The sequence below is a fragment of the Sulfitobacter sp. JL08 genome (assembly GCF_003352045.1).
GTDB lineage: Bacteria > Pseudomonadota > Alphaproteobacteria > Rhodobacterales > Rhodobacteraceae > JL08.
On the sequence record NZ_CP025815.1, the window covers coordinates 1,001,813 to 1,015,796 of the forward strand.

At 59.2% G+C, this 13,984-nt stretch carries 15 protein-coding genes; 10 read left to right on the forward strand and 5 right to left on the reverse strand.

Annotated elements, in window-relative coordinates; genetic code table 11:
- Positions 1-88: 88 nt before the first annotated feature.
- Genes C1J05_RS05060 through C1J05_RS05080 form a run of 5 tightly spaced genes read left to right on the forward strand, consistent with a single transcriptional unit; the run spans position 89 to position 3,370 of the window.
- Positions 89-709, forward strand: coding sequence for a VOC family protein (locus C1J05_RS05060; RefSeq protein ID WP_441351683.1), 621 nt, complete (start codon positions 89-91; stop codon positions 707-709).
- The gene (locus tag C1J05_RS05065) at positions 709-1,194 is read left to right on the forward strand and encodes a GNAT family N-acetyltransferase (RefSeq protein ID WP_114869301.1); all 486 of its coding nucleotides are present in this window, start codon (positions 709-711) and stop codon (positions 1,192-1,194) included. The genes C1J05_RS05060 and C1J05_RS05065 overlap by 1 nt, the downstream gene beginning before the upstream one ends.
- Before the next feature lie 40 nt (positions 1,195-1,234).
- Positions 1,235-1,915, forward strand: a complete 681-nt coding sequence (locus C1J05_RS05070; protein WP_114869302.1) for a molecular chaperone DjiA — start codon at positions 1,235-1,237, stop codon at positions 1,913-1,915.
- Positions 1,915-2,940, forward strand: coding sequence for an endonuclease/exonuclease/phosphatase family protein (locus C1J05_RS05075; protein ID WP_114869303.1), 1,026 nt, complete (start codon positions 1,915-1,917; stop codon positions 2,938-2,940). The genes C1J05_RS05070 and C1J05_RS05075 overlap by 1 nt, the downstream gene beginning before the upstream one ends.
- Before the next feature lie 40 nt (positions 2,941-2,980).
- Positions 2,981-3,370, forward strand: a complete 390-nt coding sequence (locus tag C1J05_RS05080) for a hypothetical protein (protein ID WP_114869304.1) — start codon at positions 2,981-2,983, stop codon at positions 3,368-3,370.
- 3 nt (positions 3,371-3,373) lie between these two features.
- Here the strand turns inward: C1J05_RS05080 and C1J05_RS05085 are convergent, their stop codons facing one another.
- The 5 genes from C1J05_RS05085 to C1J05_RS05105 form a co-directional block, all read right to left on the reverse strand.
- Positions 3,374-4,918, reverse strand: a complete 1,545-nt coding sequence (locus C1J05_RS05085; protein ID WP_114869305.1) for a Ppx/GppA family phosphatase — start codon at positions 4,916-4,918, stop codon at positions 3,374-3,376.
- Positions 4,919-5,007: 89 nt separating this feature from the next.
- A complete protein-coding gene (locus C1J05_RS05090; protein ID WP_114869306.1) occupies positions 5,008-7,182 on the reverse strand; it encodes an RNA degradosome polyphosphate kinase in 2,175 nt (724 codons plus the stop codon).
- Between the two features lie 42 nt (positions 7,183-7,224).
- Positions 7,225-7,896: a DnaA ATPase domain-containing protein gene (locus C1J05_RS05095; RefSeq protein ID WP_114869307.1), complete on the reverse strand. Its 672-nt coding sequence runs from the start codon at positions 7,894-7,896 to the stop codon at positions 7,225-7,227.
- 1 nt (position 7,897) lies between these two features.
- On the reverse strand, positions 7,898-8,965 hold the full coding sequence (locus tag C1J05_RS05100; protein ID WP_114869308.1) for an AI-2E family transporter: 1,068 nt from the start codon (positions 8,963-8,965) through the stop codon (positions 7,898-7,900).
- 173 nt (positions 8,966-9,138) lie between these two features.
- Entirely contained in the window at positions 9,139-9,654 is a 516-nt protein-coding gene (locus C1J05_RS05105; protein ID WP_114869309.1) for a fasciclin domain-containing protein, read from the reverse strand.
- A gap of 260 nt (positions 9,655-9,914) precedes the next feature.
- On the opposite strand from C1J05_RS05105, the gene proS reads away from it, so the two are divergent.
- The 5 genes from proS (at position 9,915) to C1J05_RS05125 (ending at position 13,975) form a co-directional block, all read left to right on the forward strand.
- Positions 9,915-11,306 carry a proline--tRNA ligase gene (gene proS / locus C1J05_RS05110; RefSeq protein WP_114869310.1) on the forward strand — a complete coding sequence of 464 codons (1,392 nt, stop codon included), beginning with the start codon at positions 9,915-9,917 and terminating at the stop codon, positions 11,304-11,306.
- A 97-nt stretch (positions 11,307-11,403) separates the two neighbouring features.
- A complete protein-coding gene (locus tag C1J05_RS05115) occupies positions 11,404-11,742 on the forward strand; it encodes a DUF2937 family protein (RefSeq protein ID WP_254684706.1) in 339 nt (112 codons plus the stop codon).
- The gene (locus tag C1J05_RS21795) at positions 11,705-11,899 is read left to right on the forward strand and encodes a DUF2937 family protein (RefSeq protein WP_254684707.1); all 195 of its coding nucleotides are present in this window, start codon (positions 11,705-11,707) and stop codon (positions 11,897-11,899) included. Before C1J05_RS05115 ends, C1J05_RS21795 begins: the two co-directional genes overlap by 38 nt.
- Before the next feature lie 98 nt (positions 11,900-11,997).
- Entirely contained in the window at positions 11,998-13,284 is a 1,287-nt protein-coding gene (locus tag C1J05_RS05120) for a lipoprotein-releasing ABC transporter permease subunit (protein WP_114869311.1), read from the forward strand.
- A complete protein-coding gene (locus tag C1J05_RS05125) occupies positions 13,277-13,975 on the forward strand; it encodes an ABC transporter ATP-binding protein (RefSeq protein WP_114869312.1) in 699 nt (232 codons plus the stop codon). The genes C1J05_RS05120 and C1J05_RS05125 overlap by 8 nt, the downstream gene beginning before the upstream one ends.
- Positions 13,976-13,984 lie beyond the last annotated feature (9 nt).

Consider the following 13,984-nt stretch of genomic DNA (forward strand, 5'->3'; position numbering starts at 1 on the left):
GAAATATTCTCAAATTCATTTTCCTATGGGCTCTGTTGTGGCCGAACCCGCTGCCATTTCGGGCGACGGCGCTGGGAGAACACAGAATTTGAGCACTGAAACCATCAGGTTGGATCATATTGCCATCGCAGGCCAGACATTGGCCGAGGCAACAGACTGGACGGAATCACGCCTTGGCGTAGCCCTGCAACCCGGCGGAGCGCATGATTTTTTTGGTACCCACAATGAATTGCTGGGTCTGGCCGACGGGCTGTATCTGGAAGTCATCGCAATCGATCCGTCCGCCCTGCCACCCGAACGGACGCGGTGGTTTGATCTGGACCGGTTTCAGGGGCCGCCGCGTCTGACCAACTGGATTTGCCAGGTTGAAGATCTGGATGCAGTTCTGGGCGTGTTACCCCAGGCGGGTGTGCCCGTATCGCTTAGCCGGGGTGATCTGCGGTGGCGCATGGCCGTTCCGAAAGACGGGATTTTGCCCTATGACAACTGCTTTCCGGCGCTGATCGAATGGCAGTCTCCGGTGCATCCAAGTGCCCTGCTGACATCGCAGGGCTGCCGGTTGTCGCGCCTGATCGTGTCGCACCCGCAGGTCGAACGGCTTGAGGGTGAACTGGCCCCCTATCTCGACAGGTCCGTCATCGTTTTTGAAAAGGGGCCCGCCGGGTTGCACGCCGATATCGAAACGCCGACTGGCACTCAACACCTGTGATGCCGGTACGCGCGGCCAAAGTGCAGGACTCCGTTGCCATCTGTGACATCTGGAACGATGTCATCCGCGATACGCTTGTCACCTTCACAACCGAAGAAAAACAACCCGAAACCATCGCCGAAAGGATTGCAAACGCGCCCGACCCGTTTTTTGTCGCAACGGACACATCCGGCGCGGTTGTCGGGTTTGCCACTTACGGGCCTTTCCGGTCCGGGCCGGGATACGCGTTTTGCAAGGAACATTCGGTCATGCTGCGCCCAGGCGCGCGCGGTCAGGGCATTGGGTGCGATTTGATGGCTACACTGGAAAAAGCCGCCTGCGCGCACCGGGTTCACAGCCTGATCGCGGGGATCAGCGCACAAAACCCCGGTGCGGTCGCGTTTCACCGCAGTCTTGGCTTTGCTGATGCGGGATGTATCCGTCAGGCGGGGTTCAAGCACGGGCAATGGATTGATCTGATCCTGATGCAGAAAATAATCGGCTGACCCCACTGACACTTGTCCCCGCAGCTTGTATCGTCGCGCCATGACGTTATGGACCCGTATTTCAGATGCCCTTGCCGCCCTGACCCAGGGCGAAAGCCTGACGGCTGTCTTTGACAAATTGCGCAGCCCGCCGGAACGCAGCGTGGCCTTTGCGATTGCCGTGATTGCGCTGGGTGCCAAAATGGCAAAGGCCGACGGGCAGGTCACGCGCGCCGAAGTGACCGCTTTTCGCGAAGTGTTCCAGATCGCCGCAGAAGACGAGGCGGGCGCGGCGAAAGTGTTCAATCTGGCGCGTCAGGACGTTGCCGGATTCGAAGATTACGCGACCCGCATCCAGAAAATGTTTGACGGTCAGGAGGGCACGCTCTGCGACCTGATGGAAGGCCTGTTTCACATCGCCATGGCCGATGGGTTCTATCATCCCAACGAGAACCTGTTTCTGAAACGCGTGGCCGAGATTTTCGGTCTGCCCGATGCCAGCTTTCAGGCGTTGCGCGCGCGGTTCGTTCCCGATGCACACCCCGACCCCTACACCGTTCTGGGGGTCAGCGCCGATGCCCCGATAAGCTCTGTTCGCAAGGTCTGGCGCGAACTGGTGCGCAGCAACCACCCCGATGCGATGATCGCGCGGGGGGTTCCGCCCGAGGCGGTGAAGCTGGCGGAAAAACGGATGATTGACATCAACCGCGCATGGGAAGCGATCAAAGAGGCGCAGGGCTGATGCGGATTGCCACGTATAACGTGGAATGGTTCGCCAATCTTTTTGACGAAAACAGCAAACTGGTCGCGGATGGCGCGTGGTCGGGACGGCGCGATGTTACCCGTGCGCAGCAGGCCGAGGCCCTGGGGATCGTGTTTACCGCCCTGAATGCCGATGCGATCATGATCATCGAAGCCCCCGATCAAAGTCCGAGTCAATCGACAGTCGCGGCGCTGGAAGATTTCGCCGCGGCCTTTGATCTGAGAACAAACCGGGCCGTGATGGGGTTTGCCAACGACACCCAGCAGGAAATTGCCCTGCTCTATGATCCGGAAGTGGTCAGCGCGCGCCATGATCCCCAGGGGGATGAAACCGGTAAAAAGGGCGGTGTTGATGCGCCCCGCTTTGACGGTGTGTTCCGGATTGATCTGGACATTGACGCGCATGAAGACCTTGTTCAGTTTTCCAAGCCGCCTCTGGAACTGGCGATGGAAACCAGAACGGGTGTGGCTTTCCGGATGATCGGCGCGCATCTGAAATCAAAGGCACCGCACGGGGCGCGTGGCCGCGATGCGATCATGCGCCTGTCGATTGCGAACCGTCGCAAACAGCTTGCCCAGGCGATCTGGTTGCGGGCACGGGTGCAGGCGCATCTGGATCAGGGAACACCGGTGATTGTGCTGGGCGATCTGAATGACGGCCCCGGTCTGGACGAATACGAAGGATTGTTCGGGCGGTCTTCGGTGGAAATCGTGATGGGTGAAGGCAACGGCAATCCGCTGTTTGATCCGCACGCGCAGCGCGCACTTGGGCAGCGCATTCCGGCACTTCCGACCACATCGCGGTTTTTCATCAAGGACGAGGGCCGCTATCTGCAAGCCTTGCTGGATTACATCATGGTGTCGCAGGATTTGCGCCAGAAAAGGCCGGTCTGGCGGATCTGGCATCCTCTGGATGATCCGGCATGCTGGGCCGTTGAGGAATTGCGCGATGCTTTGCTTATCGCATCAGATCATTTTCCCGTCACACTGGATATTGATCTTTGACCCCTTAAAAACGACGGCGGGATCTCGTATATTGAGGAGCATGAAACAGTTTGCTCCCCTTGTGATGATCATTGCCTTGTCCGGTGTACCCGCCAGCGCGCAGGAACAGGACAGCGAAGGCCTGTCGCTGATGGAACGCGGTGCCCAGATGTTCATGGAAGGCATCCTGCAACAGATGGAACCGACCCTGAAAGATCTGGAAGGGCTGGGCGAAGAGGTGGGACCAGCCTTGCGGGGGTTTGCCGAACAGATGGGGCCTGCCTTGTCTGATCTGCTGGCGCAGGTCGAGGATTGGAGCGCGTATCACCCGCCTGAAATCCTGCCCAACGGCGATATCATACTGCGCAAGAAAACACCGGAAGAAATCGGGCCTGATGCAACGCCCGAACTTGGCCCCGAACTTGGCCCTGACGGATCCATAGATCTTTAAGGATTACGCCGCGGTGCTGACATGCGTTTCAGCGCCCAGTGAGGCCGCCAGTGACAGAAACCGGGCTTCGGCCACTTCACCGTAAAGCGGCACAGCCTCTGGCGTCAGCGTCAGTTCCAGCCGCTTTTTCTTGGGGTACCATCGTAGCTTGCCCATTTGCGCGTCGGGCTCCATCCACAGCATTGCGCCGAACCGCATCGCCTTGCCCAGAATTTCGGCCTGCAACTGCTTCTTTTCATCGATCAGGTTATACAGGTCTTCGAAACGCGTGCCCTCGCGACGGTTGCGATAGCGATGCAGCAAGGCCACGCCCAGAAATACCCTTTCGGAATGTTTCAGCCCGCCCAGATTGGCCCGCGTGGCGTTGTCAAAACACACCTCGGCGCGATAATCGGGATGCGCGCGCCAGCTGACATCATGCAACAGGCAGGCCGCCTTGATCAGTCGTTTCTTGTCAGCCGGTGCCGATTGGAACAGCGGCATGATGAAACTGTGCAAGGCCTTGCCAAACCCCGGCAGCCGCGCATCCTTGGCCTCTGCAAAGCGACACGCTTCTATCAGCGGGTCCCGGTCACGCAGGCGCTGCGGCATTTGTTCGTATAACATGCCTTCGCGGATGCCATAGCTGGACAGCGCAATGTCTTTGGGCCGAAAGGTGCTGATCAACCGTTTCAGCACTTCGGCGGCGATGGGCACCAGCGCCATGCGTGCCGATGATACACCACATTCGCTGCGCAATTGCTCGGGGTCGGATTTTTCGATGTATTTCACCGTCTGCGATACTGATCGCGCTGTCATCCGGTATTCGTGCAGCACGTGCAGGGGATAGCCGCGCCGGTGCATGTCGATCCGCGCGATGGCACGCCATGATCCGCCAACCAGAAACAGGCGGTCGCGCTGCGGGCCCATTTTTTCGCCCAGTTCCTGCATCACCGATTTGATATGCGCGCGCCGCCCGGCCTTGCCGCCCTTGATATCGCACAAAACCAGCGGGCCAAGTCGCGAAGACACCCGCCGCCCGACGCGGCCCTGCGATATTTCGGCCAGTTCCATCGAAGACCCGCCAATGTCACAGACCAGCCCGTAAGAGCCGGGCCAGCCCAGCAATACGCCCTGCGCCGAAAGACGGGCCTCTTCCTCGCCATCTATCACCCAGATGCGCAATCCGGTTTCGCGTTCCACGTCACTGCAAAAGTCGCGCCCGTCACTGGCCTCGCGCACAGCGGCGGTGGCCACAGCGGTCAAGGGCGGAATACCCATGCCATCGGCCAGGGTCTGGAACCGCTTGATCGCGGCCAGCGCCCGCGCACGGCCCTGTGGGCTCAACTGGCCGGTTTCGCTCAGACCTGCGCCAAGGGCGCACATGATCTTTTCGTTGTAAAAATAGGCCGGGCTGCGGGCCGCGCCGTCAAATACCACCAGCCGCACCGAGTTCGATCCGATATCAATCACGCCCACCCGCGACAGCGCGCGGGCCGAGGCATCATTGAAAAGCGGACGACCGAAAGGCCCCCAATCGGTGTTGGCGGGTTCGGCTGCCACGTTCATTCAATCCCCCGTTTTCCGGTTCTTCGGCGCGCCTGCAAAATGCGTCACCGACGGGCAAGGGTCAATCACCGTCGCGGCGCAAACCGGCACTAATCGTCAGTATGGGTCAGTTGTGGCACATCGGACGCACCCGCCGAACCCCGCCCTGAAAGCGACGGATTTTCCATGAAAAAGCGATGGCAGTTGAAGGCAAACGTACCTTGCGGCACATCCGGGCGCACAAACGTGCCATCTGGTGACATGACCCAGCTTTGCGCAACATCCGCCAGATTGGCGGCCATGATCTGGCTGACGATCTGCGCCTTGACGGTCGCGTTGTTGATTTCGACAAGGGTTTCGACGCGACGGTTCAGGTTGCGCCCCATCCAGTCGGCCGATGAAATGAACACCCGCGCCTTTTTGCCCGGCAATTCGTGACCGTTGCCAAAACAGACGATGCGCGAATGTTCCAGAAACCGCCCGACGATGGATTTGACGCGAATGTTTTCGCTCAGCCCCTTGACGCCGGGGCGCAGGCCGCAAATGCCGCGGATCACAAGGCTGATCTTCACCCCTGCCTGGCTTGCGGCATAAAGCGCATCGATGACTTCGCTGTCGATCAGCGAATTCATCTTGGCCCAGATCACGGCAGGTTTGCCCGCTTCGGCATGGGCCGCTTCGGCCGCAATCAGATCCAACAGGCGGATTTTCAGGGTCGTGGGAGAAATGGCAAGGTTTTCAAGATGTTCCGGTTCGGCATAGCCCGACAGGTAATTGAACACCTTGGTGGCATCGCGGCCCAGTTCCGGATCGCAGGTGAACAGCGACACATCTGTGTAGATGCGGGCTGTGATCGGGTGGTAGTTTCCCGTTCCGTAATGGGTATAGGTGACCAGCAGATTGCCCTCGCGGCGCACGACCGTGCTGATTTTTGCATGCGTTTTCAGATCAAGAAACCCGTACACGACATGCGCGCCCGCCCGTTCCAGACGGCGAGACTGCCGGATGTTGGCGGCCTCGTCAAAGCGGGCTTTCAATTCGATCAATGCGGTCACGGATTTGCCGTCTTCCGCCGCCTCGCACAGCGCCTCGACGATGGGCGAGTTCTTGGAGGTCCGGTAAAGCGTTTGTTTGATCGCAACAACGTCAGGGTCGCGCGCCGCCTGTTGCAGGAACCGGATCACCATATCGAATGTTTCATACGGGTGATGCAACAGCATGTCTTTCTGTCGCATCGCGGCGAACATGTCGCCATCGTGATCGCTGACACGTTCCGGCACCCGTGGCGTGAACGACGGCCACAGCAGATCGGGGCGCGCATCAATCACCAGTTCGGCCAGATCGGCCACGCCAATCATGCCGTCAATTTCGATCACTTCGTCGGGGCGCACATGCAATTCGCGCATGATGACCTCTTTCAGCTTGGGCGGCGCGCCTGCTGAATGGGTCAGGCGCACCACTTCGCCGCGACGGCGGCGTTTCAGCGCCACTTCGAATTCGCGCACCAGATCTTCGGCCTCGTCCTCGACCTCAAGATCGCTGTCGCGCAGGACGCGAAAACTGAAATGCGCCTTAAGCTTGTAGCCCGGAAACAGGCTGCCCAGATGTAGCAGCAGCAGTTCTTCCAGCGGCAGGAAACGGTGTTCACCTTCTTCACTCGGCAGGGCGATAAACCTGTCGATCTGTCCGGGAATAGGCAAAAGCGCCTGAAGCGGACGTTTGTCGCGCGTGCGTTCCAGTTGCAGGGCAAGCGAATAGCCGGTGTTTGGAATGAACGGAAACGGATGTGCCGGATCAATCGCCAGCGGCGACAGAACGGCAAAGACGCGGTTCAGAAATACGTCTTCCAGATAGGTTTTATCAGCCTCGTTCAGGGTTTCGCGTTCCAGAATGGTGATTCCGTTGGCTTCCATTTCCGTGCGCAGCGACACAAAGGCCGCCTGCTGCGCGCGCAACAGGTTCTGCGCGTCCTCGTTGATCAGCAGCAATTGTTCCGCAGGCGTCAGCCCGTCATCGGACGGCATCGTGTTTCCCGCCTGCGCCAGTTCGCGCAGGCCGGCCACGCGCACCGTATAAAATTCATCCAGATTGCCGGCCGAAATGGACAGGAACCGCAAGCGTTCCAGAAGCGGCACCCGGGGGTTTTCCGCCTCTTCCAAAACGCGCCAGTTAAAGCCCAGCCAACTGAGTTCCCGGTTAAAGAACCGGCCCGGCCCGCCCAGATCAAGATCCGGCAAGTCGACAGCTTCGGGGAACGGTGCCTTGAGAAAATCTGTGTTTGTCATAAAGGCCTTATTACGATGAATTGTTATGTTTTTGTAACAGAGTCAGCCTGTTCCAAGCAATTCCTTGGCAAGGGCGCGATTCAATTTGCGCCGTTGCGCCAAAGACTGACGGTCCAGCATGTCTACCAAATCGCGGGCGCGGGCAAAAGACCGATCCATGCGGGGGATCAGATAGGGGATCAGATCAGCCGGTGGCGTAATCTGGCGATCTGCGAATAGTTTGGCCAGAACCGCCGCCAACAGCGTGTCATCGGGCAGCTGGAGTGCCGCGTTCTGCGTGCCTTGCATGCGGCTTTGCAGATCAGGCAATGTCAGGCCCCAGTGATCCGGTGCGCACACTCCGGTAAGCAACAGCGAATGACCTTCGGCCAGAACCAGATTGTGCAGGTGGAACAGCGCCTCTTGGGCGGCGGCGTCATGGGCAATGTCGGGCACATCCTCGATCGCGACGTGGCCGCGCGACAGGGCGGGGATATCGGCGTCGCCTACATCTTGGGCCTGCACGACATGCGCGCCCGATGCTGCTGCCCACACATGGGTCAGATGCGTTTTGCCCGATCCTGCGGGGCCACACAGAGTCAGCTTGCGGCCCACCCAGTTGGGCCACATATCAATCATCGACACGGCAACCGCATTGGCGGGCGATACGAAGAAATCACCGCGCCCCAGCGCCGGTTTGGCGGGCAGATCAAAGCTGAGCTGTTGTGACGACATTTCAGGTTTTGTCCTGGCCCGACTGTCCCAGATAAAGGCGGCTATGGGTATATTGCCCGACAGCAAATCGCGCGATTACGCCCATCGCAGCGGCGACCGGAACAGCGACAAGCATTCCGACAAAGCCGAACAAGGCCCCGAAAACAGACAACGCCAGCAGCAGCCAGACAGGGTGCAAGCCGACGGAATTTCCCACCAGCTTGGGTGTCAGAATATTCCCTTCCACGACCTGACCGATTACGAAAATACCCGCCACCATCGCAAGCGATATCCAATCCCCCCAGAACTGGAACAATCCCAGCCCGATCGCCAGCGCCCCGCCGATCAACGCGCCCAGATAGGGAATGAACGTGACAAGCCCGGCGACAAAACCCACAACAAGCCCGAATTGCAGGCCCACCAGCATCAGCGCGATAGCGTAGTAGGTTCCAAGGATCAGACACACAGTGCCCATCCCGCGAATGAACGAGGCCAGCGTTTTGTCAATATCGCGGGCCAGTTGGCGGATAACCGGCGCGTGATCCCGTGGCAAAAGCCCGTCGATCCGTTCGATCATGCGATCCCAGTCCAGCAGCATATAGACGGCCACAACCGGCGTCACGACCATCAGGATCACAACGTTGATCACCGACGCCGCCGATGACAGCACCGAATTCAGCAATTCGCCGCCGCGGTCCTGCACGGTTTCCCCGATTGTGACCAGCGATTTGCGGATCGTCGATTCGGAATCCACCAAAGATGGGAACCGTTCGGTCAGAAAGGTCGAAAACTCTCGCACCAGTTGGGGCGCGGTGTTGAACAGCGATACGGATTGTTCCACCAGCGTTGGCACGACCAGCAGGATCAGAATGACAAAAACCAGAACCGCGGCGACGGTAATGATCGCCGTTGCGGCAGCGCGCGACAAACCCATCCGTTCCAGTCTGTCCGCGACGGGATCCAGAAAATACGCGATGGCGCCGCCCAGAACAAACGGCAGCAGCACATCACCGAGAAGCCACATAGCCACGACAAAACCGACCGTAGCAATGCCCCAGTACTTCAGCTGATCTCGGGCTGACAATGTCATTCGATCCTCGGGTTGGTTAGGTGTACACATCGCCGATGCCACCGAAGGTTTCAAGGGGCAAGCACGTTCAGAACAAGCAAAAAGGCCCTGCTGTAACAGCAGGACCTTTCCGGCCGGATCATGAGATTGGGGGGACCAACCAGATGATCACAACATCTGACACTGGCAAAGGGTCAGTGGCAGGCGGGGCGTGTTCCGGGCAGCAGCACCTTGTCTACTACGTGGATCACACCGTTATCGGCCATGATATCTGCGATGATGACTGTCGCGGATTCACCGGTTCCATCAGCAATTGTGACACCGTCCGATCCTTTGGTGATGCACAGGCGTTCGGATGCGAGCACCGGCTTGAAATAGTTCGAACCGTTGGGGATGTCCCCGGCAGTCAGTTTGCGGTCATCGACATGGTACAGCAGCACATTGGTCAGTTGTCCCTTGTTTTCCGGCTTCAGCAGCGTTTCAACCGTGCCTTCTGGAAGGGCGGCGAATGCATCGTTGACGGGAGCATATACTGTAAACGGACCCGGGCCTTTCAGAGTATCGACCAGTCCGGCGGCGGTGACGGCTGCGACCAGCGTGCTAAACCGGTCATCTCCGGCGGCGATGTCAACGATGTCGGCGGCGCTCGCGGCGGTGCCGAATGTGAAGGCAGTCGCGGCGGCAGCGGCGATGGTGCGGAATTTGTTCATTTCTGGGTCCCTTCCCGTGTTTCAATCATGCTGTCTTGCATGTGGTAGGGAATACGGCCTGCATCGCGCCCCGGTTCACAGTGTCACGCCGACGTGATCACTGTTTGCCTAATTCCGGTATCGTTCTAATTGGCAGGTGTTTCGCGTAAACTGCCTGTAACAGGTGAAACACCTTTGTTCATTGTGATTGCCGGATTGCGGGCCTGCCAGCTTTGGCTTAGACCCCTTGCAACATTCGACTGCCAAAAGGTTTCAAACCCATGCGCCTGACCCGATATTTCTTGCCCGTCTTGCGGGAAAACCCTGCCGATGCCCAGATTGTCAGCCATCGCCTGATGTTGCGGGCCGGCATGATCAAACAGGCCAGCGCGGGCATCTATTCGTGGTTGCCCATGGGCTTCAAGGTGCTGAAAAAGGTGGAAAACATCGTGCACGAAGAACAGATGCGTGCAGGCCATATTCCGATGCTGATGCCAACGCTGCAATCGGCAGATCTGTGGCGCGAAAGCGGGCGGTATGACGATTACGGCGAAGAAATGCTGCGCATCACCGACCGGCACGGGCGCGATATGCTTTATGGCCCCACGAACGAGGAACTGATCACCGATATCTTCCGCAGCCATGTCGGCAGCTACAAGGATCTGCCGCTGACGCTCTATCATATCCAGTGGAAATTCCGCGATGAAATCCGCCCGCGCTTTGGCGTGATGCGGGGCCGCGAATTCTATATGAAGGACGGTTACAATTTCGATGTGGACAAGCCTTCGGCGCTGCATGCTTACAACCGCCATATGGTCAGCTATCTGCGGACCTATGAACGGATGGGCCTGAAGGCGTTGCCGATGCGGGCCGACAGTGGCCCGATTGGCGGGGATGACACGCATGAATTTCTGGTTCTGGCGGACACCGGCGAATCCGAAGTGTTTTATGATGCCGATATCCTGAACCTGAAACTGGGCGACCGAGTGGTGGATTATGACAGCTGGGACGAATGTGCGGCCATCGTGAAAGAATGGACAACACCCTATGCCCGCACCGATGAAACCCATGATGCGGCCCTGTTTGATGCCATCCCCGAAGCGCGGCGCAAGACATCCCGCGGCATCGAGGTGGGGCAGATTTTCTATTTTGGCACCAAATATTCCGAAGCGATGAACGCCACTGTTCAGAACAAGGACGGCGAAAAGGTACCTGTGCATATGGGCAGCCACGGCATCGGCGTCAGCCGCCTGCTGGGCGCGATCATCGAGGCCAGCCATGACGACAAGGGGATCATCTGGCCCGAAGGGGTCACGCCGTTCCATTGCGGGATCGTGAACCTGAAACAGGGCGACGGCGAAGCCGATGCCGCCTGCGAGGCGCTTTATGCTTCTTTGACGGCGCTGGGGCTGGACCCGCTTTATGATGATCGCGATGAACGGGCCGGTGGCAAATTCGCCACGATGGACCTGATCGGTTTGCCCTGGCGCATCACCGTCGGCCCGCGCGGGCTGAAAAACGGTGTGGTTGAACTGACCAGCCGCCGCACTGGCGAAAGCGAAGAACTGCCGCCCGAGGCTGCGGTGCAGAAAATCTACGAGATTTACACGGGCCATCACAAGGCGGATCATGTGGAAATGATGGGGAAACGGTCGTTCCACACCTACATCTGACTCAGATTTTGATCGGACCGGTCTGATCTGCTAGACTGACGCAAAAGGGCACATCGCACGGCAGACGGCGATGGCCCACGCGGCAGGAGCAGACGAAATGATCACGCGCACATTGGTGCTTGCGGGCGGCGTTGCCAGTGCGGCAACGCTGTCGCAGTTTCCCGAATATGCACAGCAATACACCCAGCGTCTGGGCGGTGCGGTTGATGCACTGGGGCAGGTGGTGGCCGATTTTGATGCCTCTGCCGCCGCCGAAGGGCTGACCCGCGAACAGGCACTGGCGCAAATGACCGGCACAGCGTTTGTAGAGCGGCGGCGTGATGACATGCAGCGCAGCTTTGCGCGACATGCGCGCCTGAAGCGCCGATCTGGAAGCACTGGCTGCCGCAGGGCCGTTTATGCGCGCCTATCACGGTACGCGCCTGACAGATCCTGATATTGCAAGTGCCGCACTGGTGGCGTTCAAACCGGCGGTGCCGGTCACGGTGGAAGGGGCTGCGTTTGCCTTCGTTGGCTTTGGCCTTGGGGCGGCCGCGATCCGCGCCGTGCTGATGCTGCTGCACCTTCTCCGGCGCAGGCGGCGGCTGATCTGACAGGGCACGGGCCGCCAATATCGCACAAACGTCAGTCACCGCTTGACCCCGCTGTTGCGAACCCCCACTTTCGCGCGCAAACGAGCAGGACAGCGAACTTGGCCAGAACACCCGCCCCCTTTGCCCCTTTTGAATGGATGATCGCGTGGCGCTATCTGCGCGCGCGCCGCGCCGAAGGCGGCGTATCGGTCATGACGTGGATCAGCCTGATCGGCATCACGCTGGCCGTTTTCGCCCTGATCGCCACACTGGCCGTGCGATCAGGTTTTCGCGCCGAATTTGTGGATACGATCCTTGGCTCCAATGCCCATGTGACGGTTTACAAGATCGGTGATGTGCTGCCCAACGGCCAGTTGGACCGCACGATCAAGGATTACAGTGCCTTGGCAGATCGCGTGGCACAGGTGAACGGTGTGACCCGCGTGGCGCCTTTGGTGCGCGGGCAGGTCATGGTCAACCTGCGCGACCGCAACGCCGGGGTTGAGGTCTACGGCATCAGCGCCGCCGATCTGGCCACAATCCCGCGTATTGCGAACCCTGAAACGGCCATCGGCAACATCGCCGATTTTGATCGCGGGGTGGCGATCGGGTCTGGGGTGGCGCGGGAACTGAACGCGCAACTGGGCGACAAGATCAAACTGATCTCACCCAACGGGGTAAAAACCGCCTTTGGCACCAGCCCGCGCATCAACGCCTATGAAGTAACCTATATTTTCAATGCGGGACGCTATGATATCGACCGCACCCGTGTGTATCTGCCCTTTGCCGAAGCACAGGCGTTTTTCAACCGCGAAGGTGTTGCGGACGAACTTGAGGTCATGGTGCGCGATCCTGAAACCGTCGACAGCATGAATTTCGATCTGCTGAAGTCGGCAGGCGAACGGGCCCAGCTTTGGACATGGCGTGATGCATCGGGCGGGTTCCTGCGCGCGCTTGAGGTCGAGGATGATGTGATGTTCATCATCCTGTCGATTCTGGTGCTGATTGCGGCGATGAATATCGTCAGCGGCCTGATCATGCTGGTCAAGAACAAGGGGCGCGACATCGGTATCCTGCGCACGATGGGCCTGACCGAAGGGTCGGTGCTGCGCGTGTTTTTCATATGCGGGGCGTTTACCGGTATCATCGGCACCGCCCTTGGCGTGATCCTTGGATGTTTGTTCGCCATCTATATCGATCCGATTTTTTCCTTCGTGAACTACGCATGGGGCGGCGGAGTCTGGGATCCGGCTGTGCGCGGCATCTACCAACTGCCTGCCGAATTGCATCTCAAAGATGTGCTGTCCGCCGTTACGCTGTCTCTGGGGCTGTCCTTTGTCGTGACGATCTTTCCGGCGCGCCGCGCCGCACGGATGAACCCGGTCGAGGCGCTGCGCTATGAATGACGTCCGCATTCTTGATCTTAAGGGCCTGACCAAGACCTACAATGCGGGCAAGCCGAATGAGGTGGCTGTCCTGCGCGGTGTCGATCTGCATGTGGACAAGGGCGAAGTAGTTGCATTGGTCGCCCCGTCAGGTGCGGGTAAATCCACCCTGCTGCATATCGCGGGTCTGCTGGACACGCCGGATGCAGGGCAGGTGCATATCGGGGGCACCGACATGACCGGATTGTCCGACCGTCAGCGCACCACGGTGCGCCGCACCGATGTGGGGTTCATTTATCAGTTTCACCATCTGCTGCCCGAGTTCTCGGCGCAGGAAAACATCGTGCTGCCCCAACTGGCCGCCGGCGTGCCCAAGACACAGGCACAGAACCGCGCGATCGAATTGCTGCGCACTGTCGGCATCGCCGCGCGGGCAGACCACCGCCCTGCCGCGCTGTCGGGCGGGGAACAACAGCGCGTCGCGTTCTGCCGCGCACTGGCCAATAAACCGCGCCTGTTGCTGGCGGATGAACCGACCGGTAATCTTGATCCGGAAACATCCAATCAGGTGTTTGCCAGCTTGATGGATCTGGTGCGCAATACCGGCCTGTCGGCCCTGATCGCGACCCACAATCTGGAATTGGCCGCGCGGATGGACAGGATTGTGCGGCTGGATGCGGGCCGGTTAAGCGACACGGCAAGCCACGGTTGACCATAACAT